Source organism: Methylobacterium sp. WL120 (genome assembly GCF_008039465.1).
Classification (GTDB): Bacteria; Pseudomonadota; Alphaproteobacteria; order Rhizobiales; family Beijerinckiaceae; genus Methylobacterium; species Methylobacterium cerastii.
Genome location: NZ_VRUT01000043.1, coordinates 1 through 24,727, shown reverse-complemented (window position 1 = coordinate 24,727; position 24,727 = coordinate 1). Strand labels below are relative to the sequence as shown.

Below are 24,727 nucleotides of genomic sequence, written 5' to 3'. Positions count from 1 at the left end.
TTGCAGCTCGGCTGCGAGCGTCGTTCTTCATGTCAGCCGGGATGGATCGGCGCCGGCAGCACCGACCGCGTCGGGCCCGACATCGCCGACAGCGCGAGGCCGAGCCCCAACGTCGACACCGCCGCCGCGATCAACGGCAGCTGCCCGTAGCCAACGCCCGCGGTGAGTGCGACGCCGCCGAGCCAGGCGCCGGTGGCGTTGCCGAGGTTGAACGCGCCCTGGTTGAGCGTCGAGGCGAGGTTCGGCGCGTCGCTGGCGGCCTCCACCACCCAGATCTGCAGCGGCGAGACCAGGGCGAAGGCGAGCCCGCTCCACACCACCAGCGCCGCGAGCATCGCGAACTCGAAGCGGGCGACGCCGGCCAGCAGCGTCAGCACGGCGATGAGGCCGAGGAAGCTGCCGATCACCGTGGCGGTGAGGTTCCCGTCGGCGAGCCGTCCGCCGATCAGGTTGCCGGCGGTCAGCCCGATGCCGGCGACGAACAAGGCGCCGGTGACGCCGCGGGCGCTGAGTCCGGTCACCCCCATCAGCAACGGCGTGATGTAGGTGAACACCGTGAAGAAGCTCACAGAGGACAAGGTCGAGACCAGCATCGGCCGAAGCACGGGCCAGCGCCCGAGCGCCCGGAACTCTCCCGCCAGCCCGCCGCGCGAGCCGGGGAGCCCGGCCGGCACGAACAGCTGGATCGCGAAGCCCGCCGCGACGCCGATCGCCACCACCGCCCAGAAGGTCGCGCGCCAGCCCGCCGCCTGGCCCAGCGCGGTGCCGAGCGGCACGCCGAGCACGTTGGCGAGCGTCAGCCCGGCGAACATCAGCGACACCGCCTGCGTCCGCTTCTCCCGCGGCACCAGGTCCCGCGCCACGATCGCGCCGATGCCGAAGAAGGCGCCGTGGGCGAAGGCGGTGGCGATGCGCGCGAGCATCAAGGTGGCGTAGGTCGGCGCGACGGCGCAGGCGACGTTGCCCATGAGGAACACTGCCATCAGGGCGAGCAGGGCGGTCTTGCGCGGCAGGCCCGCGGTGGCGATCGCCACGAGCGGCGCGCCGACCACCACGCCCATCGCGTAGCCCGAGACGAGGTAGCCGGCCTGCGGGATCGTGACGGAAAAGCTCTGCGCCACCTCCGGCAGCAGGCCCATGATCACGAATTCCGTGGTGCCGATGCCGAAGGAGGCGACGGCGAGGGCGAGGATCGGCAGCGAGGCCATTCGGGGGCTCCGTTGGCACGGGACCGGGGCGCGCGGGCGCCCGTCCCTCTTTGTGCGGTGCGGTATGCCGTCAACATGGCGGATCGCCCGCGGTTGCGAACCGTCGGTCATCGGGACGCAGCCCTGTCCCACGGACGGGGCTGCCAGGGGCAGCGTCGATCGGGCCGGGATAACTGCCCGGGTGCGTACACTGCCACCCCGTCGTCGTGCAGGCTGCTGATTACAGTCCTAGGCGTAACGCGCGGCGACCGGCCGTCGCGATCCTCGTATCTCGAGTGGAGACGACGTGATGAAGGCTCTTATCCTGGCAGGCGCGACGCTGGCCGCCGCCGTGGTCGCGGTTCCCGCAAGCGTCGAGGCCCGCCCGTATGGCGGTGGCTGGGGCGGCCATGGCGGGTTCCGCAGCGTCGGCTTCGCCGGCTCGCGCGGTGGCTTCGCCGGCTCGCGTGGCGGCTACGGTGGGTATCATGGCGGCTACGGTGGATACCGGGGCGGCTATGCCGGCATTCGTGGCGGATACGGCTACCGCGGCGGCTACGGCCGGGGCGTCGGCTACGGCATCGCCGGCGCCGGGATCGGCCTGGGCCTCGGGCTCGCGGCCGGCGCCCTGTCGGATGGCTTCGGCGGCTACGATTACGGCAGCAGCTACGGCGGCGGGTATGGCGGCTACGGCTACGCCCCCGCCTACGGTGCGAGCTACGCACCCGTCTACAACGGGAGCTACGGCGGCTACGCGCCGGCTGCCTACGGCTATGGCAGCGGTTGCACCTGCTCGGGCTACTGAGCCGAACGGCTGAGCCGCGCGGCGGCGGGCGCTTCGGGCACCCGCCGCCCAGGTATCTCAAGTACGGCCCGCCTCACGGCTCGGTCAGCGGCAGGCCGCGGCTCGGCGGTCTCCAATGCAGGTCCGGCGTCGCGGCATAGAGCCGGCGGTGGGCGAGCACCGCGTAGGTGTCGGTCATGCCGGCGATGTAGTCGGCGATCCGGCGCGCGATCCGGCCCGGCGGCGCCCCATCGAGCCCCGCGCTCCATTCCTCGGGCATCCGCGTCGGGTCGGCGGAGAACGCCGCGAACAGGTCCGCGACGATGGCGTTGGCCTTCTCGCGCACCGCCATCACCTCGGGATGCCGGTACATCCGCGCGTAGAGGAAGCGCTTGATGTCGGCGTCAGCGGCCGCGATCGCGGCCGAGAACGCGATCACCGGGGCGTCGGCCGCGCGGATGTCGGCGACGCTTGCCGGGGCCAGACGATCCAGCCGCCGCCGGCTCTCCGTGATCACGTCCTCGACGAACCGGGTGATCACCCGCCGCGCGAGCTCGTGGATGGTGCGCGACGCCTCCAGGCCGGGGTGCAGGGTGGCGATCTCGTCGAGCAAGCCGCGCAGGAACGGCACTTCGCCGAGGTCGGCGAGGTCGAACAGCCCGGCGCGCAGGCCGTCGTCGAGGTCGTGGCTGTCGTAGGCGATGTCGTCGGCGAGCGCCGCCGCCTGCGCCTCCGGGCCGGCGTGGCGGGCGAGCTCCAGCGGATGCAGGGCATCGTATTCGAGGATCGCTGCCGGGATGCCTTCGCGGGCGTAGCGCGGAGTCGGGCGCCCGTCCGGGCCGAGCAGCGGGCCGTTGTGCTTGACCAGGCCCTCCAACGTCTCCCAGGCGAGATTCAGCCCGTCGAAGCCGGCGTAGCGCCGCTCCAGCCGGGTCACAATCCGCAGGGCCTGCGCGTTGTGGTCGAAGCCGCCATGGGACGCCATGCAGGCGTCGAGCGCGTCCTCGCCGGTATGGCCGAAGCAGGTATGGCCGAGGTCGTGGGAGAGTGCCAACGCCTCCGCCAGGTCCTCGTCGAGGCCGAGCGCGCGGGCGAGCGCGCGGGCGATCTGGCTGACCTCCAGGGTGTGGGTCAGCCGGGTGCGGTAATGGTCGCCCTCGTGGTGCACGAAGACCTGGGTCTTGTGCTTCAGCCGGCGGAACGCGGTGGAATGCACCACCCGGTCGCGGTCGCGCTGAAAGTCGCTCCGCGTCGGCGAGGCCGGCTCTGGGATCAGCCGCCCCCGGGTCGCGCCCGGGTCGGTGGCGTAGGGCGCGCGCCAGCGCTCACCGTTGGCGCGCACGGGTCCCGCCCATCTGTTCGCGATGTCCTGCCCGCATGGTCCCCTCGCGGTTCGGCGACGCACGCGTTGCGGCGCGCCGTCCTACCTCATATCTTGGTTCGATCACGCGGCAGGCAATCGCCCGCCGCGCCCAGACCCCGACGACAGCGCCGATGGCTTCCCCGATGGCCGAGATCACCCTGACCCCCCGCGCCGCCAAGCGCATCAACGAGATCATGGTCGCCGAGCCGCCGGGCGCGGCGCTCCGCGTCAGCGTGAACGGCGGCGGCTGCTCGGGCTTCTCCTACGCCTTCGACATCACCCGCGACCAGGCGGCGCAGGACGTCGCCATCGAGCGCGACGGCGCCACCGTGATCGTCGACCCGGTCTCGCTCGAGTACATGGCCGGTTCGACCATCGATTTCGTCAACGACCTGATCGGCCAATCCTTCAAGATCGAGAACCCGCAGGCCACCTCGTCCTGCGGTTGCGGCACCTCGTTCTCGCTCTGACCCCACCCGACCTCCCAACGCCGGCACCGTTGTGCCGGGACGAAAGGTGCGGGCCGGCGAGGCTTGCGACAGGGTTTGCGACGTGGCGCACCGATTGCCTCGCGCGCCGAAATGCGGGACGACGGCGCCGTCTTCTCGGTCTGGCAATCCCGGCAGCGGTCCGCACACGATGATCCTTCACCGAACGGTCCGCGCCAGCCTGCTCCGGGCGGCTCGCCTCTGCATCTGTGCCGGCCTCGTCCTCGGGGGCGCCGGTCTTGCGGCCGTCCCGGCCACGGCGCAGGAGGCGGCCTCCGCCGTCCAGGACGTCGTGCTCGTCGACGTGGCGCTGCCGCTCGGCGATACGCTGTTCAAGGCCGCCCGCGTCAGGGTGAGCGGTACCCGGCTGTCGCGCGGCGACCTGACGGCGATCCTGGCACCGGACTCGGCCGAGCCGTGGGCGCCGCGCCTCGCGCGCCTGGAAGCGGCGAGCATCTCGATCCCGGTCCTCGTCTCCGAACATCCCGGTCCCGGCGGATCGCTGCAGACCGTGACCTACCGCGAGGTCACGGCGCGCGACGTGCGCGCCGGCCGCATCGCCGAGCTGACCATGGCCGGCGCCGGCGTCGCGGTCTCCGGCGCGCAAAAGGGATCGGGCACTTACGGCCGGATCGTCGCGAGCGACCTCGACCTCGCCGCGCTCGTGCGGCTCTCCTCGGAACCGGGTGACGGGAAGGGGCCGGTGCAGCGGGTCTACGCCGCGATCCGCGTCGCCGACGTGACCTACACAGAGGATTCGGGCGTCGCGATCCGGATCGCCGGGCTCGAAGGCCGCGACTTCGGCGGCCGCCAGATCCCCGGCGGGTGGAACGGCGCGATGGCCGCCCTCACCCGGGGGCTCGACGCAGTCGACCCCGAGATGAAGGCCGACGCGCGCGGCCGGCTCGCCGCCACCGCGGCGGATCTTGCCGACGCGGTCTCCTTCGGCAGCCTCGAACTGCACGGCCTCGCCATCAGCCGGACCGGGGCCGGCGCGCCGATGCTGGTCGAGGTTGGGCGCCTGGCGCATGTCGGCACTGGCGCCGAGGCCGGCACGACGCTCGAGGCGATCGCCTTCGCCCAGGGCGGGGTGAAGGCCCGGCTCGCGCGGGCGGCCCTCACCGGCGTCTCGCTCAGCCCCACCATCGCGGCCCTGCGCCGCCTCGCCGACCCGAACGCCGCCGTCACCGACGAGGCTTTGCGCCGCCTCACCCCGGCCATCGGCGGCCTCACCCTGCAGGATATGAGCATCGAATTGCCGGCCGATCCGGCTGCGGAAGCCAGGCAGACCGGCCGCAGCGCCGGTAAGCCGCCCGCCGTCGCCGGCGACCCGCTCGGCGTTCCGGCCTCGCAGGGCGCCGCGCCGCTGCGACTTGTCCTGCGCAGCGGCGCCTTGACCTTCGGCCCGCTGCGCGACGGGGTGCCGACGGCGAGCCGCCTCGACCTGTCGGGCCTGGCCTTCCCGGCGACGATGGTCGCCGGCGTGCCGGTGCTCGGCGCCCTGCCGGATTACGGCTATGCCGACCTCGACCTCAACCTCGTCGTCGACTCGGCCTGGGACGAGGACAAGCGCGAGGTGGCGTTGCGCGAGATGACCCTTTCGGGACGCGACATCGGCTCGCTGCGGCTCGCCGGCACGATCGGCGGCATGGGGCCGGAGCTGTTCGCCTCGCACATCCCTGCGGCCAGCCTGTTGATGCTCACGGCTACCGCCAAGGCCCTCGACCTCACCGTCCAGAACACCGGCCTGTTCGAGCGCTTCCTTGCCGCCCAAGCGAAGGCCCTCAGCCTGAAGCCGGAGGAATTGCGCCAGGAATACGTGGCGGCGACCCAGTTTGGCGTGCCGGCGATGCTCGGCAACTCGCCCGCCGCCCGGGCGATCGGCAGCGCGCTCGGCCAGTTCGTGACGAAGCCCGGACGCCTGACACTGAACGCCAAGGCGAAGAACGCGGCCGGCCTGGGCTTCGCCGATTTCGGCCTCGCCCGCACGCCGGGTGCGGTCCTCGACAAGCTCGACGTGGACGCACGGGTGGAGTGAGGTCGGGCCTTCCGGCCAGACGAAGCCCTGCTTTGGTGAAACGTCACTCGGCGATGACGCCGGGGTAGCGCCGCGCCAGGTCCTGCCGGGTTGCGTCGGCCCAGGCGCGGTCGCGGCTCGTCCGCGGGCGATCGAGCGGCACCGTGGCGACCAGGCTCGCCGGGCGCGGCGACAGCAGCAGCAGCCGGTCGGCGACGGCGATCGCCTCGGCGACGTTGTGAGTCACCATCAGCACGCTCATGCCGAGCCGGTCGACGGTGTCGACCACCAGGCCCCGCAGGGAGGCGGCGGCCGCGTCGTCGAGCGACACGAACGGCTCGTCGAGCACCAGGAGGCGCGGATCGTTCGCGAGCGCGCGGGCGAGCGCCACGCGGCGCTGCATCCCCAGCGACAGCGCGCCGGGAAACCGGTCCCGCCACGGGGTTAGCCCGAGATGCGCGAACAGACCGTCGAGGTCGCGCGCGCGCTGCGGCCGCGGCATCGCCAGGCGCACGTTCTGCTCCACCGTCCGCCACGGGAGCAGACGCGGCTCCTGGAACACCATGCCCGGCCCGTTCTCGGATGCGCGCGGGTCCGGCACGATGGTGCCGTCGTAGTCGGCGTCGAGCCCGAGCAGGATGCGCAGGGTCGTGGTCTTGCCCGCCCCCGACGGCCCGATCAGGCAGGCGATCTCGCCCGGCCGGATCGCGAAGGCGAGGTCGCGCACCGCCTCCACCGGCTCGACCGAATTCGGATGGTAGACCTTCCGCGCGATCGCGACCGTGAGGACCGCGTCCTCGCCGTCGCCGACGCCGGACATCTTATCGCCAGCGGCGGACATGTGCTTCGAGCCGCTGCAGGAGGAGGATGTCGATGGCGATCATCACGCTCATGAACACGATGCTGTAGCCGAGGATCGCGGCCACGTCGGTGCTCTGGACGAAGTAGTAGTTGATCGCGAAGCCCACACCGTTGGGACGCCCGAGCAGCTCGATCACCAGCACGATCTTCCAGGCCAGCGACAGGCCGGAGCGTGCCGCGGCGACCGCGTAGGGCTGCAGCTGCGGCACGAGCACGTGGGCGACCCAGGAGCGCCGGTCGAACCGGTAGGTCCGCGCCATCTCCTCCAAGCCGGGGTCGAGGTCGCGCGCGCCCTCTCGCAGGATGACGGCGACGTTGGGCAGCTTGTTCAGCACCACGGCGAGGATCGCGGCCGTTTCGTTCAAGCCGACCCAGACGTAGGCCAGCACGGTGATCACCAGGGCCGGCGTGTTCAGCATCGCCAGGAGCGGCGTGTCGAGGAGGGTGTTCAGGCGCTTCGAGCGCCCGAGCGCCACGCCGAGCAGGACGCCGAGCACCATCGCGAGCACGAACGAGACGCCGACCCGCGCCAGCGTGATCCCGACATTGGTCCACAGGTCGCCGCGCGCCGATTCCCGGGCGATGAACGTCGCCACCGCGAGCGGCGTCGGCAGCATCCGCGAGCCGGCGACCTGCGCCGCCGCCTGCCATGCGGCGAGCAGCACCAGCATGGAGGCGAGACGGGTGAGGACGGCCCGGCGGTTCGAGTCGTTGGCGCGGATCAACCGGTCGTCCCGTCGTAGTACAGGCCCGGCGGCAGGCCGGTGCCGGTGCCGACGAGGCGCTCGCCCCCGAGCCGCGACATCACCGAGAACAGCCGCTCGCCGTCGCTGCGCTCCTCGGCCACGGGCCGCCGCGGGATGCCGGCGAGGTATTCCCGCTTCAACGCCTCGAAGATCGCGTCGTCGTCGGCGGCCATCAGCGGGCGCACGATCGTCCAGGCGGAGGGGTCGCCGGCCAGCATGTCCTTGGCCGCGCGCACGGCGCGGACGAAGCCTGCCATCGCCTCGGGCTTGTCGGTGACGGTCTTCGCCTCGAACAGGTAACCGATCAGTGCGAACGCGCCCTTCGCACCGAGCGCCCGCATCATGTCGTCGGCGCCGATCAGCCGGCGGAAGCCCTTGGCTTCGAGGCGCGCGCAGTAGGTCCAGTAGGTCAGCGCCGCATCGAGCGAGCCTTGCTCGAGCTTCAGCGCGATCAGGGGCGGCGCGCCGTAGGCGATCTCGCTCTTGGCCTCGATGTCGAAGCCGGCGGCGTCCTGCGCCTGGGCCTTGAGCAGCAGCCAGTTCTTGTCGAGGGGGCCGCCGCCGACGCCGAGGCGCTTGCCTTCGAGGTCCTTGAGGGTCTTCACCGGGCTTGCCGCGGGCACCATCACGGCGCCCTCCGAGGTCGAGGCCGGCACGTAGCGCATCGCGCGGCCCTCGTTGCCGAGGCGGGCCGCCCAGAGCAGGTCGCCGACGATCACGTCGACCTGGCCGCCCATGAAGGCGATGCGCGCCGCGTCGTTGCCGGCGAGCTTCACGAGGTCGAGGTTGAAGCCGTTGGCGGCGTCGAGCCCGCGCGCCTTGATCAGCGCGGCTTCCCACGCGACCGTGCCGAAGGGCAGGCTGCCGAGGCGTACGCTCGGCGCCGCCAGCGCCCGATGCGACAGCATCGGCAGGCCGGCGAGCGCGGCGGCGAGCAATCCGCGCCGTGACAGCATCGCGCCTTCTCCCTAGAGATCGTCTCGGCCGATCTTGGCCTTGTGCCGTACTCGGCCGGAACCGTGAGGCACCGGCGCCCGCGGAACCATTGTGCAGAGGTCTTAGGGCGCGGGGGGCGGCCCGTCCACATCCGCCTTGCGCGGTCGCGGCCGCCGGGGCAGGCTCGGGCGGGGAAAACCGATCGGGAGAGACGACCATGGCCGAACCGCGCGAAGGCGCCCTCGACGACGCGACCATCGCCGCACGGATCGCCGCCGAGATACCGGCCTGGCGATACGAGGACGGGTGGATTCGCCGCACCTACAAGACTGCCAGCTGGAAGAGCACGCTGATGGTGATCAACGCCGTCGGACACCTCGCCGAGGCGGCGTGGCACCACCCCGACCTCACCGCCTCCTACGCCTGGGTCGAGGTGCGGCTGATGAACCATGCCGCCAAGGGCATCACCGATAAGGACTTTGCGCTGGCCCGCAAGATCGAGGAGGTCGTCTCCTGGCAGCCGGGCCTGGAGGGCGACGGCCTGGAGGGCACGCCGACGGACCCACGCTTCGCCTACGTGAAGTACGACAAGTAGGGCGTTCCCTAACGACACCCTCACGGCGTCGTGCGGCCTGACCGCTCGATTCCTCACGGTCGCGGCCCGATCTTGGCGGTGCGGTCCCATCCCCGGGACCGCGCCAGCCCCGCGTGAAACCATGCCGAACCTGTCGACCGCCGCCGTCCCGTCGCTCGCCCGCCCAGCCGCCGCAAGACCCGGTCTCAGCTTCACCATCGGGCAGGATGAAAGCGGCTGCTGGGTCGCGCTGGAGAGCCGCGGCATCGCCGGCGGGCTGTTCCGGAACCGCGACGACGCGATCCACTATGCCGGGGTCAAGATTCGCAACGGCGCCGGCGAGATCCGCTTCGCCACCGGGCCGGTCGCCTTCACGGCCGGCCGCTGAGGTGCGCTGCGGTCACGGGGCGTTCTTCACCCGGCGGCACTCGGTCTTGAGGTAGGAGGTCTTGCCGATCTCGTCGCGCAAATCCGTGCGGGCGATGATCTCCTGCCAGCCGGTGGTGCAGCCGAGCTCGTTCGCGACGCGGACCTTGCGCACCTCCAAGGCCTTGTCGTCGGTGCAGGCTTCCTGCGCGATCGCGTTGGCGCAGACGAGGACGACGGCGAGGAAGGTGTTCACGGACAAGGTTCTCCCGCGGAAGGACGTGGCAGCCTTACGCGCGAACCGCGCACGAGGTTTCGCGCCGGGCGGGTCGTCCGCGGTCGTCGCTCAGGCCGGGCTTCGCGCCAGCGTGACGAGGCGGTCGGCGGCGTAGGTCGCGCCCTCGACCGGGTTCGCCACCCAGCGGCAGCGGCCGATCGCCATGTCGTGCCCCGCATGGAAATGGCCGGACACCCACAGGTCGGGTCGCGCCGCGTCGTCGAGGTCGTCGAGCACCGTCGTCGCGTAGAAGGCCGGCACCCACCACGGCACCCCCGGTGCGTCGCGGAAGGCGTCGGCCGCACGCGGGCTCGGCGGATGGTGCGTCACCGCCACCGTCGGCCCGTGGAAGGGCTGTGCCAGGGTCGCCAGCAGCTCGGCCCGCTCCAAGGCGTGCGCCGCCATCGCGTCGGCGGGCAGCCAGACCGTGCCGTCCGCCTTGCGGATCGAGCCGCGATACTCCCGCGAGCCGGTGATCGGGTCGGTCATGCGGTCGGCCGCGTAGGCCACCGGGTCGGCCGGGCGGTCGGGGGCGTCCGGCCCGAGCCAGCGCCCCGCCAGCGACCAGTCGCTCCACAGGGTCGCGCCGACGAACCGGACCCCGTCGAGGAGGCAGGCGGCGCCGTGCCGAAGCAGGTGGATGCGGGCGCCGCCTTCGTTCAGGCGGCCAACCTCGGCCGCGAGCGCGGCGAGGAGCTCGGGCGCAGTGCGCCCGTCGCCGGTCGGCGCATAATGCTCGTGGTTGCCCGGCACGAGGACGACCGGCCTGCCTCCGGCCAGCGCCAGCACGGCGGCGAGCCCGCGCTCGGGGTGTCCTTCGTAAAGGTCGCCGGCGCAGACCATGACGTCGAACGGCCCGCTCGGCGGGGCGATCAGGTCGAGGCGGCGGCGCTCGAGGTGGAGGTCGGAGATCGGGAAGATTCTCACGGGGTCCGTCCTGCGTCGTGCGCGGCGCGGCGCTCGGCGGCGGCTGCGCGAAGGATGTCGCCGGCCGAATCCGCGTTGAGGATGGCGATGCCGGCCGCCGCGATCAGGTCGGGCCAGGGCGAGGGCTGGAACGCGGTGACGAGGCCGGCGGCGATGATCGCGAGGTTGGCGTAGGCGTCGTTCCGGGCGGACAGCCAGGCGGCACGCGTCAGGCTGCCTGCGCCGTCGCGGTGGCGCGACAGCATCAGGGCGCAGGTGAGGTTCACCGCGAGCGCCCCGAGCCCGGTCAGCGTCAGCGGAAGCGGCGCCGGCGCGCTCATGTCCGAGACCTTCTCGTAGGCCGCGTAGGCGGTGGCCAGCGCCGGCACCATCAGGATGCCGGCCATCGCCGTGCCGAGGCGCGCGCGGTTGGCCGCGCTCCAGCCGAGGCCTGCGAAGATCAGCAGGTTGATCGCCGCATCCTCCAGGAAGTCGAGGCTGTCGGCGATCAGCGCTACCGAGCCGATCGCCAGCGCCACCGCGATCTCGATGCCGAAATAGCCGAGGTTCAGGCCCGCGACGCGCAGGACGACGGTGCGGAGCGGGGGAGAGGCGGCGGAATCCAAGCGGGCGACGGTGTCCGTTACGGGGCGGGCCGCCTCTTCGCCCACCCGGTGCCTGCTGTCGAGCCGCGCTTACGCGTTTCGTCCGGCTGGATTCGGAGGCCGTCCTGTGCGAGGCGGGTCGGCCATCGGACCGAATCCGTTCGGCCGGAACGAGGAGTCTCAGATGTTGCCCGAATTGCGCGTTCTCTACTTCGAGGACCTCGAAGTCGGGCTCTCGGAGACCCTCTCGAAGACGATCGCCTCCTCCGACGTGGTCGGGTTCGCCGAGATCACCGGCGACCGCAACCCGATCCACCTGTCCGAGCACTTCGCGGCGCGCACGCCGTTCGGCACCCGCATCGCCCACGGCCTCTACACCGCCGGGCTGATCTCGGCGGTGCTCGGCACCCGCCTCCCCGGCCCCGGCGCGGTCTACATCAGCCAGACCTTGAACTTCCGTGCGCCCGTGCGCATCGGCGACACCGTCGACGTCACCGTCGAGGTGGCCGAGCTGGTGCCCGAGCGGCGCCGCGCCCGCCTCAAGTGCACCTGCGCGGTGGCCGGCGAGGTCGTGCTCGACGGCGAGGCCCTGGTGAAGGTGCCGACCAAGGCCGAGGCCGACCCGCTGGCGGTCCGCATGGGCGGCCGCCCGCCGGCGTGAGCGGTTCCCGGTGCCCGGGCGCATGATGTCTCCTTGCGATCGTGACCTTCCGGCATGATCCAGATCTCCGACCCGGCCGATCCGCGCATCGCCCCCTACGCGGCGATGCGCGAGCGCGACCTCGTCGGGCGCGCCGGGCGCTTCATCGTCGAGGGCGAGGTGACGCTGCGGCTGATGCTGTCGCCGCGTGCCCGCTTCCGCACCGAATCGATCCTGCTGCTGCCCGAGCGCGTCGCCGGGCTCGCGGCCGCGATCGAGGCTTGTCCAGAACGGCCGCCGATGTTCGTCGCCGACCGCGCCGTGATGAGTGCGGTGGCGGGGTTCCCGATCCATCGCGGCGTGCTGGCCGTCGGAATCCGCGGCGACGACGCGGGCGCCGAGGTGCTCGTTCCGCAGGCGCCCGCCCCGGCTTTGGTCGTAGGCCTGGCCGGCTTGACCAACCACGACAACGTCGGCGGCCTGTTCCGCAACGCCGCCGCCTTCGGCGCCGACGCGGTGCTGCTCGACGCCGGCACCTGCGATCCGCTCTACCGCAAGGCGATCCGCGTCTCGGCCGGCGCCGCCCTCACCGTCCCCTTCGCCCGCCTCGATCCCGGCGTCGACTGGTTCGCGACGGCCGCCGCCCTTGGCCTGGAACCGCTCGCGTTGAGCCCGTCCGGCGCCGAGGATGTCGCCGACCTCGCGCCGCCGTCGCGCGCGCTGCTCATCCTCGGAACCGAAGGCCCCGGACTGCCGGCCTCGGTGCTGGCGCGGATGCGCGGGTTGCGCATCGCCATGGTCCCCGGCTTCGATTCGCTCAACGTCGCCACCGCCGGCGCGATCGCGCTGCATCGCCTCGCGTGCGAGCTTCGCACTGCGCGCGACAATGAGCACCCATTGCCTTGACCCCGCAGCGAGCTAGCTTGACCGCACGGTGGAGCGGGCGGCAGCCCGTCGTCCGCCGGGAAGTTCGGATCGGGGAGTCGGGCGCGTTGCTTCAATCACGTGAGGGCCTGCGGACGTTGTCCGGGCGCCGGGTCGTCGTCGTCGGTGCGGGGCCCGGCGGTCTCGCCACGGCCCTGTTGCTGGCGCGCGCCGGTCTTCAGGTCACGCTGATCGAGAAGGACGGGCAGGTCGGAGGCCGGACCAAGACGGTGTCGGCGCCCGGTGGCTACAAGTTCGACATCGGCCCGACCTTCTTCCTCTATCCCCAGATTCTCGCCGACATCTTCGATAGTTGCGGGGAGCGGCTTGAGGATCACGTCAAGCTCGAGCGGCTCGATCCTCAGTACCATCTCGTCTTCGAGGCGGGCGGCGAGATCCGCGCCACCGGCGACATGGACCGGCTGGAGGCCGAGGTCGCGCGCATCGCCCCGGAAGACGCCAAGAACGTCAAGCAGTTCTTCGCCGACAACCGCGTCAAGCTGAAGTTCTTCAAGCCGGTGCTGGAGCAGGCGTTCCACACCCTGCGCAGCATGGCGAGCCCCGGGATGCTGCGGGCGCTGCCCCACCTGCATCCCGGCCGCAGCGTCGACCGCGACCTGCAGCGCTATTTCAAGGACCCGCGGGTCCGCCTCGCCTTCGCGTTCCAGACCAAATACCTCGGCATGTCGCCGTTTAGGTGTCCGAGCCTGTTCACGATCCTCTCGTTCCTCGAATACGAGCACGGCGTCTACCACCCGGTCGGCGGGTGCGGTGCGATCTCGGAGGCGATGGCGGGCCTGTGCCGCCGCATGGGCGTCGACATCCGCCTCGGCACCTCGGTTGAGCGCGTCACCTTCGACGGCAAGCGCGCCGACGGCGTGATCGTGGACGGCGAGCGGATCGCGGCGGACGCCGTGGTGATCAACGGCGACTTCGCACGGGTGATCCAGGACCTCGTCCCGGAGGAGCACCGCCCGCGCTGGCGCGACCGGAAGATCGAGAAGGCGCGCCTGTCGTGCTCGACCTTCATGATGTACCTCGGCATCGAGGGGAAAGTGCCCGACAGCCTCGGGCACCACACCATCCTCCTGGCGGAGGACTACGCGCGCAACATCCGCGAGATCACCGACGGCATCCTGCCGATGCAGCCCTCGGTCTACGTGCAGCATGCCGGCTACACCGACGGCGGCATGGCGCCCCCCGGGCACACCGCCCTCTACGTCCTCGTGCCGGTGCCGAACCTGAAGTCCGGGATCGACTGGCCCGCCACCCGCGCGACCTACCGCGCCCTGGTGCTGGAGCGCCTGAAGCTCCTCGGCCTCGACGACGTCGAGAGCCGCATTCGCTTCGAGCGCATCGTCGACCCGGTCGAGTGGCGGGACAACTTCTCGGTGTACGAGGGGGCGACGTTCAACCTTGCGCACGATTTGATGCAGATGTTGTACTTCCGCCCGCACAACCGCTTCGGGCCGGGCTTGTACCTCGTCGGCGGCGGCACGCATCCGGGCTCGGGCCTGCCGGTGATCTACGAGGGCGCGCGCATCTCCGCGCGCCTGCTGATCGAGGAGTTGGCCGGCGCCCGCGTCGCCGAGACCTCCGGCGTGCCCGAGACCGCCGCGCTGGCCACCGGCGGCGAGACCTCGTGAGGTTGAGCGGGCGCCGCACCCTCCGCACGTCGCTCTCGATTCCCCCATCCGCCTGGGTGCTCGCCCGGATGGCGACGGTCCTCGTCGCGGCCCTCGCCGCCTTGCCGGCGACCGCGGCCACCGTGGAGGTCTTGGTGGAGGGGGCCGACCCGGGCGCCTCGGTCTCCGTCGCCCTGTGCCAGGGCGGGCTGTCGGAGGAGGCGTGCAGCGCCGGGCAGGAGACGACCGCGCGCGGCGGCGCGGTCACCGTGGTGTTCCGCGACGTGACGGCCGGCCGCTACGCGGTCGCCGCGTTCGAGGACGTGAACGGCAACCGCCGGCTCGACCGGACCGGCCTCGGCCTGCCCATGGAACCCTACGGCTTCTCCGGCGGCGCCGGGCTCAAGGCCCGCCCGACCTTCGCCGAGGCCGCCTTCGACCTGCGCGAGCCCGGGTCCGCCCTGCGGGTCCGCCTCGCCCGCGCCCTGCCCCGACGCTGAGGCGCGCCGTGACGGAGCCTCTCGTCCGCGTCGCGGGCGCCGCCCTCGCCTATCGCGACCGCCGCGTGCTCGACGCCGTCGATCTCGTCCTCGACGCGGGCGAGATCCTGGCGCTGCTCGGGCCGAACGGCGCCGGCAAGACCTCGCTGATGCGCCTGATCGCCGGGCGCCTCGCGCCGCAGGCCGGAACGGTCCGGGTCGGCGGGCACGATCCGTTCCGGGTCCGCGCCGCGCGGCGCGGAATCGGCTGGGTGCCGCAGGAGATCGCGCTCTATCCCCGCCTCACCGTCGCCGAGAACCTCGGCGTGTTCGCCCAGCTCGCCGGCCTCGGCCGGCGCGAGCGGACGGGGGCCGTGGCCGAGGCCATGGCGCTCACCGACGTCGCCGAGGCGGCGGGACGCCCGGTCGGGCTGCTGTCCGGCGGCTACCAGCGCCGGGTGAACATCGCCGCGAGCCTGATGTGCAAGCCGGGCCTGGTGCTCCTCGACGAGCCGACGCAAGGGGTGGACCTGACGGCGCGGGCCGCGATCCACGCCGTGCTCGGCCGCCTGCGCCAGGAGGGCACCGCGATCCTGATCGCCACCCACGACTTCGCCGAGGCCGAGCGCCTGGCCGACCGCGCCGCCTTCATGGCCGCCGGCCGCATCGTTCGCGAAGGCACGCTCGCCGACATGCTGGCCGAGCTTCGCCAAGGCGTCCCCGAGCGCGAGGTCGCCCTGACCCTCCCCGCCGGGCCGGCGGCCGACCAGGCCCTGCGGCATGCCGGGTTCGCGCCCTCGCACAGCCCGCTGGTCTGGCGCGCCGCCCCCGGCGTCGGCCGTGTCCTCGACGGCGCGGACCTGCTCGACGCGCTGCGCGCGCAGGCGGTGCCGGCCTGCGAGGTCCGCGTGCGGGCGCCCGGCCTCGAGGCGCTCTATCTCGACGCGCTGGCCGGCGACCCCGCGGCCCTGCGCGCGGCCGGGGCCGGCCGATGATCGGCGCCGCCTTCCGCGTGATGTGGATCAGCCTGATCCGCGACCGCGCCGCCCTCACCATGGCCTTCGTGCTGCCGACCGTGATCTTCGTGATCTTCGCCGCGATCTTCTCGGGCGCGATCGGCGACCGCATCCGCATCCATCTCGGGCTGGCCGACCTCGCCGGCACCGCCACCACCGAGCGCCTGATGAAGGCCTTGGAGGCCGACCCGTCCCTTCGCGTCACCCGCCTGCCCGAGCGCGACCTGCCGGGCGTCGTCGCGGCGGTGCGCCGCGGCGAGGTCGACGTGGCGCTGGCAATCCGCGGCGACCTGTCCGCGCCGGCCGCCGGCGCGGCGGCGGAGCAGCCGGTGGTGCTGGTCGAGAGCCCGGCCAAGGCGCTCGCGACCCCGATCGCGCTGGGCCAGCTCCAGCGCGTGCTGAACGAGGCGCTGCCCGACGTGGTGCTGTCGCGGGTCGTCGCCGACGTCGAGCGCAGCGGCAAGATCGGCGCCGACGAGCGCGCCTTCCTCGACCAGGCCTTCGCCGAGCAGCGCGCCAAGAAGGAGCCGTTCAGTTTCGCCTCCCTGGTGGAGAGGCGCAGCACCGCGGCCGGCGCCGCCAACGAGCGGGTGCGCTACTATGCCGGCGCGATCACCGCGGTGTTCCTGCTGTTCGCCGCGATGCAGGGGGCGATGTCGCTCACCGAGGAGCGCGCCACCGGCCTCGCCGACCGGCTGATGGCCGGTCCGGGCGGGCTCGCGGTGATCGTGCTGGGCAAGTTCGCCTTCCTCACCCTCCAGGGCGTCGCCCAGGCCGGGCTGATCTTCGCGGCCGCGGCCTTGTTCTACGGCGTCGAGATCGGGCCGCACTGGCCGGCCTTCCTCGTCACCTGCATCCTGGTCTCGGCGATGGCGGCCGGGCTGGCGCTCGCCGCCTGCGCCGCCGCCGCGACCCGCCAGCAGGCCCACCTCGCCTCGACCTTCGGCGTGCTGCTGCTCTCGGCGGTGGGCGGCAGCATGGTGCCGCGCTTCCTGATGCCGCCCTGGCTGCAGCAGGCGGGCTGGTTCACCCCGAACGCCTGGGCGATCGAGGCCTACCAGGGTGCGTTGGGCGACGGCGCCGGCGCGGCGCTGGCGGCCTGGGGCGTGCTGTTCGCGATCGGCTTCGCGGGGCTTGGCGCCGCGCTCCTTCTCGTTTCGCGGCGGACGGCATGACGGACCGTCCGGCGCGACCCGGTGGCGCGTTGACCGCCGGTCCGTTCTGCCTAGCTTCCATCAAGCGGACGCCGTCGTCGCGGGCGTGCCGGGAGTATCGATCGTCATGAGCCAGGATTCCACGGTCGCCGTCGTCGGCAGCGGGCTCGGCGGCCTCGCAGCCGCCTGCGTGAGCGCGGCGCGCGGACACCGGGTCACGGTCTACGACAAGAACGACTGGCTCGGCGGCAAGGCGGCGGTGCTGCACGAGGGCGGCTTCCGGTTCGACATGGGGCCGACGATCCTCACCGTGCCCCGCGTGCTGGAGCGCATCTTCGCCGAGGCCGGCCGCAACCTGCACGACTATCTCGACCTGCGCCGGCTCGACCCGCAATGGCGCTGCTTCTTCGACGACGGCACCCGCATCGACCTGATGCAGGACGTCGCCCGCATGGCCGCCGACATGGATCGCTTCGCCCCCGGCAGCGGTGCGGGCGAGGGCTACCGGAAATTCCTCGACGTCTCCGAGAACCTGCACGGCATCTCGGAGAAGTTCTTCTTCTGGAAGCCGGTCGAGGACCTGTTCGACACCATCAACATCCGCGCCAACCTCAACCCCGGCACGCTGCGCGACGTGCTCGCGCTGCGCATGCACGCCTCGGTGGCGAGCACGATCCGCGGCAAGGTCAAGGACGCCCGCCTGGCCCAGATGCTCGACCACTTCGTGCAGTATGTCGGCTCCTCGCCCTACGGCGCGCCGGCGGTGCTCTGCGCCATCGCCCACATGCAGACGGCCGAAGGGGTCTGGTACCCGATGGGCGGCACCCGCGCCGTCGCCGAGGCGCTGGCCAAGCTCGCCACCGAACTCGGCGCGACGCTGAAGCCGGGCGAGGAGGTCTTGGGCCTCGACGTGTCGGCCGGCGCCGTGAAGGGTGTGCGGACCAAGTTCGGTTCCACCGCCTACGATGCGGTGATCTCCAACATGGATTCGGTGCGGACCTACACGGAGCTGGTCGGCGGCGACGCCGGCAAGGCTTACGCCAAGAAGAACCCCGAGCCGGCCTGCTCCGGCGTCGTGCTCTATCTCGGTCTGAACAAGCGCTACGAGCACCTGAACCACCACGATTTCGTCTTCTCCAAGGACCCGGAGGAGGAGTTCGACTGGATCTACCGCAAGGGCGAGCCGGCCCCGGACCCGACCGCCTACCTGGCGGCGCCCTCCTCCACCGACCCGTCGGTGGCACCCGACGGCGGCGAGGCGCTCTACGTGCTGGTGCACACGCCGTACCTGCGCCCACACCACGACTGGAAGACGATGTTCCCGGCCTACCGGCAGGTGATCCTGGACAAGCTCAAGCGCACCGCCGGCATGCCGGACCTCGAGGAGCGCATCGTCGTCGAGCGGCATCTCACGCCGCAGGACATCCACGAGCGCTACCACGTGCTCAACGGCGCGATCTACGGGCTGGCCTCCCACGGCAAGGTCATGGGCGCGTTCAAGCCCGGCAACCGCTCGCGGCAGGTGCGCAACCTCTACCTCGCCGGCGGCGCAGCCCACCCCGGCCCCGGCATGCCGATGGTGATGATGTCGGGCTGGATCGCCGCCGACGCGCACGATTCCGACGCCCGCGGGCAGCTCAGCGAATCCGCGTGACCGGCGGGACGGCACCCGGCGCTCCGGCCGGGGCCTGAGCGCATGGCCGACGCGCCCGATCGCAGCCGCCGGTTCCGGGCGCCGCCGCCGGCCTCGCCAGTGGTGTGGCGGTTCATGGTCGCCTACTTCGACCGCTTCCTCCGGCGGCGGATGAACGCCCTGCGCCTCGCGCGCTGGGGCCTGCAGCCGGACCTCGGCCCGGGGCCGGTGGTGGTCTACTGCAACCATCCGGCCTGGTGGGACGCGGCGGTGATCATCCTGCTCGCCGGGCGGCTCTTCCCCGAGCGGTCGAGCTATGCGCCCTTCGACGCGCGGATGCTGGAACGCTACGGCGTCTTCCGCCGCATGGGCGCCTTCGGCGTCGACCTCGACACGCCCCGGGGCGCGGCGCAGTTCATGGCCGCCTCGCGCGAGATCCTGGCCCGGCCGGCGAGCGTCCTCTGGATCACCGCCCAGGGGCGCTTCGCCGACGTGCGCGCGCGGCCCCTCGACCTGCGCGCCGGCGTCGCGAGGCTGGCCGAGATCGCGCCGGACGCGCAGTTCGTGCCACTGGCCCTCGAATACGCGTTCTGGGACGAGAGCGGCGCGGAGGCCTGCGCGGCCTTCGGCGCGCCGGTCTCGGGCCGTGTCCTGGCCGACCTGCCGCGGGGCGAGCGCCTGGCACGGCTGGAAGCCGACCTCACCGCAATCCTCGACCGCCTGAGCGCCGACGTGGTCGCCCGCGACCCGGCACGGTTCCGCGACCTCGTCTCGGGACGCCAGGGCGTCGGCGGCCTGTACGACGGCTGGCGCCGGCTGGCGGCGACCCTGCGCGGGCGACGCTTCGAGCCCGGTCACCGGGCGGCGGTCGGCAACCCCGAGTCGCAGCTTCGATCGCAATTCCAACCGCATATGCAGTCTCAATCGCATTTGCCGTTGCACACGCAATCGCAGTTGCACTCTCACTTGCCGTCGCAATCTCAGCCCCCCCCCGAGGACGCGCGTCGCTGATGGCCGACCCTCTGCTCCTCGTCCTCGCGATCCTGGCGCTGGCGGCCGCCCTCCTCCCAGCTGTCCTCGCCGCGATGAACCTGACGCTGCTGCGCACGCCCGAGCCCGAGCCCGGCGAGGCGGGCCTCGTCTCGATCCTGATCCCGGCGCGCAACGAAGCCGGCCACATCGCCGAGACCGTACGCGCGGCGCTCGCCAGCGTCGGCGTCGCGATCGAGGTGCTGGTCGGCGACGACCACTCGACCGACGCCACCGCCGCGATCGTCTCCGGCCTCGCATTGGCCGAACCGCGTCTGCGCCTCGTGCCGGTGCCGCCCCTGCCCGAGGGCTGGACCGGCAAGAACCACGCCTGCGCGCACCTGGCCGGCGAAGCGCGCGGCGTGCACCTCCTGTTCGTCGACGCCGACGTGCGGCTGAAGCCGATCGCGGCGGCCGGGCTCGTCGCCCACGCCCGCCGCAGCGGATCGGGGCTCGTCAGCGCCGTGCCGCGGCAGGTGATGGGGACGCTGGGCGAGAAGCTCACCGTGCCGATGATCAACTTCCTGCTCGTCGGCTACCTTCCGGTGGCGATGATGCGCGCCTCGATGCGGCCGGCTTTGGGCGCGGCCTGCGGGCAGATGCTGCTGATCGGGCGCGACGCCTACGCGGCCATCGGCGGCCACGGCGCCATCCGCCGCTTCCTGCACGACGGGGTGAAGCTGCCGCGTCTGCTGCGCGCCGCCGGCCACCGCACCGACCTCGTCGCGGGCCATGCGCTCGCCGACTGCCGGATGTACACCGGCTTCTCGCAGTGCTGGGCCGGCTTCTCGAAGAACGCCCACGAGGGCATGGCGACGCCGGTGGCGCTGCCGGTCTGGACCGCGCTGCTGGGCCTCGGCCACGTGATGCCGGCCCTGCTCGTGCTCGCCGGGTTGCTGGTTGGGCTCTCCGGCGCGACCTGGTTCCTGGCGCTCGCCGCGCTCGCCGTCTCGCTCGCGACCCGTGCCGCCATCACCCTGGTGACGGACGAGCCGGCCGCGACCATCCCGCTCCACCCGGCGGCGGTGGTCGTCGCGCTGGCGATCCAGTGGAACGTGCTGCTGCGCCGCAAGCGCGCCGGCGCGGCCGTCTGGAAGGGCCGCAGCTATCCGACCGGCGGAGCCTGAGTCTCGGCCAGAATCCAGGCCGTCGTGTCCGGGTCGGCGTCCGCGACGGGCAGATGCAGGATGATCGGCGTCTCGTAAGGGTGGCGCGCCTTCAGCGACGCCGCCAAGGTCTCCGAGAGGCCGGCGCGCGTCTTCACGAACGCGACGACCTCGTCGGCGTGCGCGGCCGCGCCCTTCCAGGCGTAGACCGAGCGCATCCCGGGCAGCACGTTGACGCACCGCGAGCCTGTCGCGCACCAGCGTCTCCCCGACCGCGAGCGCCGTCTCGGCATCGAGAAGGTGGTATAGACGAGGAGCGGACGCTCCATGCTATGGCTCTCCCGACGGCGAAGGCGGCACGCGCTCGATCGAGCCCGGCGCCGGCCCCGCGTCAACTGAGGTGGTCCCGGGTCCCGCATGCCGCGCTTCCACAAGGTCGCCTTCGTCGCGAGCCCGACGCTCGACGCCCGCGAGGCGGCCGCCGCCCTGATGCGGCGCTACGACCACGTCGCGCCGGAAGAAGCGGACGTGGTGGTGGCGCTCGGCGGCGACGGCCTGATGCTGCAGGTGCTCCACCGCTTCATGGACGCGAAGAAGCCGATCTACGGCATGAACCGCGGCACCGTCGGCTTCCTGATGAACGAGTTCCGCGAGGACACGCTGCTGGAGCGCCTGGAGGCGGCCCATCGCAGCGTCGTCCACCCGCTGCTGATGGAGGCGCACGACACCGAGGGGCGCAGCCACCGCGCCCGCTCGATCAACGAGGTCTACCTGCTGCGGCAGACCCACCAGACCGCCAAGCTCAAGATCTCCGTCGACGGGCAGGTGCGGCTGCCCGAGCTGATCGCCGACGGGGTGCTGGCCGCGACGGCGGCGGGCTCCACCGCCTACAACCTGTCGGTGGGCGGCCCGATCCTGCCGCTGAACGCCAAGCTCCTGGCGTTGACCCCGATCTCGGCGTTCCGGCCCCGGCGCTGGCGCGGCGCCCTGCTGCCGGACCACGCCCACATCCGCATCGAGGTGCTCGACGCCGAGCACCGGCCCGTCGCGGCGGTGGCCGACCACACCGAGTTCCGCCGGGTGTCGATGGTGGACACCTGGCTCGACCGCGAGACCCACCTCGTGCTCCTGCACGACCCCGGCCACAGCCTCGACGAGCGCATCCTGCGCGAGCAGTTCGGCTGATCCTGCTCACTCTCTTTGCGGTGCTGCATTACCTTCCGCCGAACCGGCCACCGCTTCGACGGGAAATGCTCTCGGTTCAAAACGCAGTCAGCTTGGCCGTGTCATTGTCTGCCGGCGACCCATTGCAGAAACTGGGAGCGTCCGCTTGCGGGGCACTTGGTGAAGCAGAAACCTAAGGCCAGCATGGGAGGGAAGCGGACCTTCCCAGGACTCATTGTCGACGTCCATCGGGCTATTTAGGGATCGACCCATGGACGTCAGGATCAGCGCGCCATCAGGGCCGATCGCTGCTCTTTGGCTTGGCCGCGACCCGGCCATCCTGCTAAACGATGGACGTATTCTACTGCTGCAAATGACGAGAGTATGACAAGTTCTGGTATCCCGCGGTCGAAGAACCCCCAGCAAAGGCATTTGAGCAGGGCTTCGGCCGACAGCTTCGGCTTCTATCATGATATGATCCAGTCGAGCGGCGCGGCGACGTACCTCCTGGGAGATGCATTCGAGGCAACCATCGCCGCGCAACATTTCGGCCGCTTGACGGTGTACGATCGGCAACTCATCGGCGCCGATCATAGGCGGGACCTCGTGCACATTCGGCGCGACGGTTTCGAGCACTACTATCTCCAAGTCTTACGCTCCGGCCGGGTCGTGAGCGGTCGTCCTGGGGACGAGCGTCGTCTTGTCCCGGGTGACGCCGTTCTCTTCGATGCGACCCAACCGATGCGGTCGATCGTGGACGACGGCGATCTCGTCACAGTCATCTTGGCCCGCGATCAAGTCGAAGCTGTCTCGCCGGACGTGCGCCATCTGCATGGAAGCACCCTTCCCGGGAGTGAGCCAGGCTCACTTGGCAAAGCCGTGCTTTCTTTCCTGCGCTGTGCATCGAGTTTCCCAGAGACCTCAGCCGCCGGGATCGGTCACGTCATCACCAATATGCTCGGTCAGGTCCTGGGAAGGTCCGATGCGGCTTACAGTGACGCAGTCGGCGAAAGCAATTTGGAGTCATCGCGGCGCCTGAGGGCGGAAATCTTCATCGACAACAACCTTGCGGCAGATTTGAGCTCCGATGCTATCGCCCGTAGCATCGGTGTTTCACGATCTTCTTTGTATCGAGCAATGCAAGCCGTCGGCGGCGTCGAAACGGTCGTCAAGCGTCGACGTGCCGCTCGTCTGCGGCTGCTGATATCCCGACAGGACACAGAAACGTCGATCGGTTTTTTCGCGGAACAGATCGGTTTCTCGAGTATCAGCCACGGTTCACGTGCATTCAAGGAAATCTATGGACAATCACCGGATCAGTTTCGGGCTGCCCTTCGATCTGACGCAATTTCGGCAGATCAAGCTTTGAACCCCGGGCGAATGCGGGATTGGTACGGCACTATCAACGACTGAATGGTTGCATTTGGTTCAGATCTGCATCGCGCTTGATTTCATCGACGGCGGACTGAAGCAGTTGTCGCGACATGCCTCCTTCCAACCGACTGGCTTCTGCTCGGTTGGAAAGCGTGGTGCCCGGTTCGAATGACCGAGTTGGGTCGGAAAGGGAACGTCCGCTTCAGGGCGAAAGGCCAAAGTCCGGTCACCGCCCTCAGCAGACCATCCCACGGCCAAGGTGAGCGGATTCCCACCCTAAGCCGCCAGATCCCGCCGGACCGCATCGTCGGCGAGCGCCTGGAGCGTCTCCTCGAACACGGCGCGGATTTGCGCGATCTGCCGCGTGTCGGGGATCGCTCGCTCCCCACGTGCCCGCCCCTCGACGGCGGCGAGCAGTCCGACCAGCCGGATCGCTCCGACGTTGGCACTCATCGACTTCAACCCGTGGGCGGCGCTGGCGACGACGGCCGCGTCGCCGTTCGGGATCGCGGCTTCCAAGGCGGCGAGCGCCACCGGTGCCTGCGCCGTGTAGAGGCCGAGCACCCGGGCCAGGAAGGCGCCGTCGCCCATTTCGGCGAGGCCTTCGAGGGTTTCGCGGTCCAAGAGCGCCGGTGCGTCGGGAAGCGCTGGCGCGTCGTCGCGCGTCGCCAGGCCGGCCGTCGGCGTCGCCGCGTCGTCGTCGAGTGCTTTGGGCGCCGTCCCCGTGTCCATGCCGGGCGCGTCCGCGGCGACGAAGCGGCCGAGCACCTGCGCGAGCTGGGCCAGGGTGAAGGGTTTGGCCAGCGTCCCGTCCATGTCCGCGTCCTGCCACGCCGTGGCGCCGTCGCCGATCACGTGCGCGGTCATCGCGACGACCGGCAGGCGGGCGGCGCCGGCCTCGGCTTCGCGGCGGCGGATGGCGCGCGTCGCCTCGAACCCGTCGAGGACCGGCATGCTGCCGTCCATCAGGATCAGGTCGAACCGGGCGGCGGCGCTCGCGGCCACCGCCTGCGCCCCGTCCCCGACGGTGATCACGTCGGTCACGCCGCAGCGCGCCAGGGCCTCGACCGCGACCTCCAGGTTCACGGCGCTGTCGTCGGCCACGAGCACGCGGGCGTGGGGGAAGCGCGGCAGGGCGTCTGCGGCCGACGCGGAACGCTGCGTGTTCGCGGCGAACGGGCGGTCGGCGGCAAGCGCCGCCAGCACCGGCCGCCACTCCGCCTGGACCACGGGCCAGCGCAAGACCTCGTCGGCGAGCCCGGCGCGGAGCGCCTGCTGGCCCGCCGGATCGCCCATCGGCGCCACGGCGACCACCCGCAGGGCCGCGTCCGGGCGGCGCCCGCGGGCGAGGAGTTCGGCGGCATCGATGATCCAGGGTGCGCGATCCGCCGCGGTGTCGGCGAGGGGTGCGAGGTCCGCCCCGACGAGGCCCGCCGCCAGCGCGACGCGCGTCGCACCGCCGAGGCCGGCCAG

At 71.7% G+C, this 24,727-nt stretch carries 24 protein-coding genes and 2 pseudogenes; 16 read left to right on the top strand and 10 right to left on the bottom strand.

The features are described 5' to 3' along the window. Window positions 1-32: 32 nt before the first annotated feature. On the bottom strand, window positions 33-1,208 hold the full coding sequence (locus FV229_RS10535; protein WP_147751921.1) for an MFS transporter: 1,176 nt from the start codon (window positions 1,206-1,208) through the stop codon (window positions 33-35). A 289-nt stretch (window positions 1,209-1,497) separates the two neighbouring features. On the opposite strand from FV229_RS10535, the gene FV229_RS10530 reads away from it, so the two are divergent. Next, window positions 1,498-1,992: a hypothetical protein gene (locus FV229_RS10530; protein ID WP_147751920.1), complete on the top strand. Its 495-nt coding sequence runs from the start codon at window positions 1,498-1,500 to the stop codon at window positions 1,990-1,992. 73 nt (window positions 1,993-2,065) lie between these two features. On the opposite strand, the gene FV229_RS10525 is transcribed toward FV229_RS10530, so the two are convergent. Continuing rightward, on the bottom strand, window positions 2,066-3,313 hold the full coding sequence (locus tag FV229_RS10525; protein WP_147751919.1) for a deoxyguanosinetriphosphate triphosphohydrolase: 1,248 nt from the start codon (window positions 3,311-3,313) through the stop codon (window positions 2,066-2,068). A gap of 164 nt (window positions 3,314-3,477) precedes the next feature. Between FV229_RS10525 and FV229_RS10520 the strand changes: the two genes are divergently transcribed. Beyond that, window positions 3,478-3,804 carry an iron-sulfur cluster assembly accessory protein gene (locus tag FV229_RS10520; RefSeq protein ID WP_147751928.1) on the top strand — a complete coding sequence of 109 codons (327 nt, stop codon included), beginning with the start codon at window positions 3,478-3,480 and terminating at the stop codon, window positions 3,802-3,804. A gap of 169 nt (window positions 3,805-3,973) precedes the next feature. Further along, window positions 3,974-5,860 (top strand): hypothetical protein, encoded by a 1,887-nt coding sequence (locus FV229_RS10515; protein ID WP_147751918.1) that lies wholly within the window; start codon window positions 3,974-3,976, stop codon window positions 5,858-5,860. Between the two features lie 43 nt (window positions 5,861-5,903). Here FV229_RS10515 and FV229_RS10510 read toward each other — a convergent pair whose 3' ends face one another. The 3 genes from FV229_RS10510 to FV229_RS10500 are packed head-to-tail and all read right to left on the bottom strand — an operon-like array spanning window position 5,904 to window position 8,402. Then, the gene (locus FV229_RS10510) at window positions 5,904-6,680 is read right to left on the bottom strand and encodes an ATP-binding cassette domain-containing protein (RefSeq protein WP_246688134.1); all 777 of its coding nucleotides are present in this window, start codon (window positions 6,678-6,680) and stop codon (window positions 5,904-5,906) included. Beyond that, window positions 6,661-7,371, bottom strand: coding sequence for an ABC transporter permease subunit (locus FV229_RS10505; RefSeq protein WP_147751926.1), 711 nt, complete (start codon window positions 7,369-7,371; stop codon window positions 6,661-6,663). Before FV229_RS10505 ends, FV229_RS10510 begins: the two co-directional genes overlap by 20 nt. 50 nt (window positions 7,372-7,421) lie before the next feature. Then, entirely contained in the window at window positions 7,422-8,402 is a 981-nt protein-coding gene (locus FV229_RS10500; RefSeq protein ID WP_147751917.1) for an ABC transporter substrate-binding protein, read from the bottom strand. Between the two features lie 197 nt (window positions 8,403-8,599). Between FV229_RS10500 and FV229_RS10495 the strand changes: the two genes are divergently transcribed. Both FV229_RS10495 and FV229_RS10490 read left to right on the top strand, forming a co-directional pair. Then, the gene (locus tag FV229_RS10495; RefSeq protein WP_147751916.1) at window positions 8,600-8,977 is read left to right on the top strand and encodes a 4a-hydroxytetrahydrobiopterin dehydratase; all 378 of its coding nucleotides are present in this window, start codon (window positions 8,600-8,602) and stop codon (window positions 8,975-8,977) included. A gap of 121 nt (window positions 8,978-9,098) precedes the next feature. Continuing rightward, window positions 9,099-9,344: an RAG2 PHD domain containing protein gene (locus FV229_RS10490; RefSeq protein ID WP_147751915.1), complete on the top strand. Its 246-nt coding sequence runs from the start codon at window positions 9,099-9,101 to the stop codon at window positions 9,342-9,344. Between the two features lie 12 nt (window positions 9,345-9,356). On the opposite strand, the gene FV229_RS10485 is transcribed toward FV229_RS10490, so the two are convergent. The 3 genes from FV229_RS10485 to FV229_RS10475 all read right to left on the bottom strand — a co-directional run bounded on the left by FV229_RS10485 (window position 9,357) and on the right by FV229_RS10475 (window position 11,131). Beyond that, the gene (locus FV229_RS10485; RefSeq protein WP_147751914.1) at window positions 9,357-9,578 is read right to left on the bottom strand and encodes a hypothetical protein; all 222 of its coding nucleotides are present in this window, start codon (window positions 9,576-9,578) and stop codon (window positions 9,357-9,359) included. A 90-nt stretch (window positions 9,579-9,668) separates the two neighbouring features. Beyond that, complete coding sequence (locus FV229_RS10480; RefSeq protein ID WP_147751913.1) at window positions 9,669-10,526, bottom strand: metallophosphoesterase; 858 nt, start codon at window positions 10,524-10,526, stop codon at window positions 9,669-9,671. Beyond that, window positions 10,523-11,131 carry a cation transporter gene (locus FV229_RS10475; RefSeq protein ID WP_147751912.1) on the bottom strand — a complete coding sequence of 203 codons (609 nt, stop codon included), beginning with the start codon at window positions 11,129-11,131 and terminating at the stop codon, window positions 10,523-10,525. The genes FV229_RS10480 and FV229_RS10475 overlap by 4 nt, the downstream gene beginning before the upstream one ends. Window positions 11,132-11,294: 163 nt before the next feature. On the opposite strand from FV229_RS10475, the gene croR reads away from it, so the two are divergent. The 9 genes and pseudogenes from croR (at window position 11,295) to FV229_RS10430 (ending at window position 20,737) form a co-directional block, all read left to right on the top strand. Beyond that, window positions 11,295-11,771, top strand: coding sequence for a 3-hydroxybutyryl-CoA dehydratase (croR, locus tag FV229_RS10470; protein WP_147751911.1), 477 nt, complete (start codon window positions 11,295-11,297; stop codon window positions 11,769-11,771). A gap of 54 nt (window positions 11,772-11,825) precedes the next feature. Continuing rightward, complete coding sequence (locus FV229_RS10465; RefSeq protein WP_147751910.1) at window positions 11,826-12,656, top strand: RNA methyltransferase; 831 nt, start codon at window positions 11,826-11,828, stop codon at window positions 12,654-12,656. A gap of 86 nt (window positions 12,657-12,742) precedes the next feature. Further along, entirely contained in the window at window positions 12,743-14,320 is a 1,578-nt protein-coding gene (gene crtI / locus FV229_RS10460; protein ID WP_147751909.1) for a phytoene desaturase family protein, read from the top strand. Window positions 14,321-14,388: 68 nt separating this feature from the next. Next, the gene (locus FV229_RS10455) at window positions 14,389-14,799 is read left to right on the top strand and encodes a DUF2141 domain-containing protein (RefSeq protein WP_147751925.1); all 411 of its coding nucleotides are present in this window, start codon (window positions 14,389-14,391) and stop codon (window positions 14,797-14,799) included. A gap of 8 nt (window positions 14,800-14,807) precedes the next feature. Further along, complete coding sequence (locus FV229_RS10450; RefSeq protein WP_147751908.1) at window positions 14,808-15,773, top strand: ABC transporter ATP-binding protein; 966 nt, start codon at window positions 14,808-14,810, stop codon at window positions 15,771-15,773. Then, entirely contained in the window at window positions 15,770-16,969 is a 1,200-nt protein-coding gene (locus tag FV229_RS10445; RefSeq protein ID WP_147751907.1) for an ABC transporter permease, read from the top strand. Before FV229_RS10450 ends, FV229_RS10445 begins: the two co-directional genes overlap by 4 nt. A gap of 106 nt (window positions 16,970-17,075) precedes the next feature. Next, entirely contained in the window at window positions 17,076-18,602 is a 1,527-nt protein-coding gene (gene crtI, locus FV229_RS10440) for a phytoene desaturase family protein (RefSeq protein WP_147751906.1), read from the top strand. Between the two features lie 114 nt (window positions 18,603-18,716). Next, window positions 18,717-19,442, top strand: a pseudogene (locus tag FV229_RS10435) (lysophospholipid acyltransferase family protein); the annotation flags it as partial. A 149-nt stretch (window positions 19,443-19,591) separates the two neighbouring features. Next, entirely contained in the window at window positions 19,592-20,737 is a 1,146-nt protein-coding gene (locus FV229_RS10430; protein WP_147751905.1) for a glycosyltransferase family A protein, read from the top strand. Here FV229_RS10430 and cutA read toward each other — a convergent pair. Beyond that, window positions 20,716-21,045, bottom strand: a pseudogene (gene cutA / locus FV229_RS10425) (divalent-cation tolerance protein CutA). The gene FV229_RS10430 and the pseudogene cutA sit on opposite strands and share 22 nt — an antisense overlap. Window positions 21,046-21,133: 88 nt before the next feature. On the opposite strand from cutA, the gene FV229_RS10420 reads away from it, so the two are divergent. Both FV229_RS10420 and FV229_RS10415 read left to right on the top strand, forming a co-directional pair. Beyond that, entirely contained in the window at window positions 21,134-21,901 is a 768-nt protein-coding gene (locus tag FV229_RS10420; RefSeq protein ID WP_147751904.1) for an NAD kinase, read from the top strand. A 363-nt stretch (window positions 21,902-22,264) separates the two neighbouring features. Beyond that, window positions 22,265-23,293, top strand: coding sequence for an AraC family transcriptional regulator (locus FV229_RS10415; protein ID WP_147751903.1), 1,029 nt, complete (start codon window positions 22,265-22,267; stop codon window positions 23,291-23,293). A 237-nt stretch (window positions 23,294-23,530) separates the two neighbouring features. Here the strand turns inward: FV229_RS10415 and FV229_RS10410 are convergent. After that, window positions 23,531-24,727: response regulator (locus FV229_RS10410; RefSeq protein ID WP_147751902.1), on the bottom strand; the 1,197-nt coding region annotated here is incomplete at its 5' end.

Bases quoted from the DNA above. Each gene is read 5' to 3' on its own strand.
- FV229_RS10535 (WP_147751921.1), bottom strand. From the start codon at position 1,208: ATGGCCTCGCTGCCGATCCTCGCCCTCGCCGTCGCCTCCTTCGGCATC.
- FV229_RS10530 (WP_147751920.1), top strand. From the start codon at position 1,498: ATGAAGGCTCTTATCCTGGCAGGCGCGACGCTGGCCGCCGCCGTGGTC.
- FV229_RS10520 (WP_147751928.1), top strand. From the start codon at position 3,478: ATGGCCGAGATCACCCTGACCCCCCGCGCCGCCAAGCGCATCAACGAG.
- FV229_RS10515 (WP_147751918.1), top strand. From the start codon at position 3,974: ATGATCCTTCACCGAACGGTCCGCGCCAGCCTGCTCCGGGCGGCTCGC.
- FV229_RS10510 (WP_246688134.1), bottom strand. From the start codon at position 6,680: ATGTCCGCCGCTGGCGATAAGATGTCCGGCGTCGGCGACGGCGAGGAC.
- FV229_RS10505 (WP_147751926.1), bottom strand. From the start codon at position 7,371: ATGCTGGTGCTGCTCGCCGCATGGCAGGCGGCGGCGCAGGTCGCCGGC.
- FV229_RS10500 (WP_147751917.1), bottom strand. From the start codon at position 8,402: ATGCTGTCACGGCGCGGATTGCTCGCCGCCGCGCTCGCCGGCCTGCCG.
- FV229_RS10495 (WP_147751916.1), top strand. From the start codon at position 8,600: ATGGCCGAACCGCGCGAAGGCGCCCTCGACGACGCGACCATCGCCGCA.
- FV229_RS10490 (WP_147751915.1), top strand. From the start codon at position 9,099: ATGCCGAACCTGTCGACCGCCGCCGTCCCGTCGCTCGCCCGCCCAGCC.
- croR (WP_147751911.1), top strand. From the start codon at position 11,295: ATGTTGCCCGAATTGCGCGTTCTCTACTTCGAGGACCTCGAAGTCGGG.
- FV229_RS10465 (WP_147751910.1), top strand. From the start codon at position 11,826: ATGATCCAGATCTCCGACCCGGCCGATCCGCGCATCGCCCCCTACGCG.
- FV229_RS10455 (WP_147751925.1), top strand. From the start codon at position 14,389: ATGGCGACGGTCCTCGTCGCGGCCCTCGCCGCCTTGCCGGCGACCGCG.
- FV229_RS10445 (WP_147751907.1), top strand. From the start codon at position 15,770: ATGATCGGCGCCGCCTTCCGCGTGATGTGGATCAGCCTGATCCGCGAC.
- crtI (WP_147751906.1), top strand. From the start codon at position 17,076: ATGAGCCAGGATTCCACGGTCGCCGTCGTCGGCAGCGGGCTCGGCGGC.
- FV229_RS10430 (WP_147751905.1), top strand. From the start codon at position 19,592: ATGGCCGACCCTCTGCTCCTCGTCCTCGCGATCCTGGCGCTGGCGGCC.
- FV229_RS10420 (WP_147751904.1), top strand. From the start codon at position 21,134: ATGCCGCGCTTCCACAAGGTCGCCTTCGTCGCGAGCCCGACGCTCGAC.
- FV229_RS10415 (WP_147751903.1), top strand. From the start codon at position 22,265: ATGACAAGTTCTGGTATCCCGCGGTCGAAGAACCCCCAGCAAAGGCAT.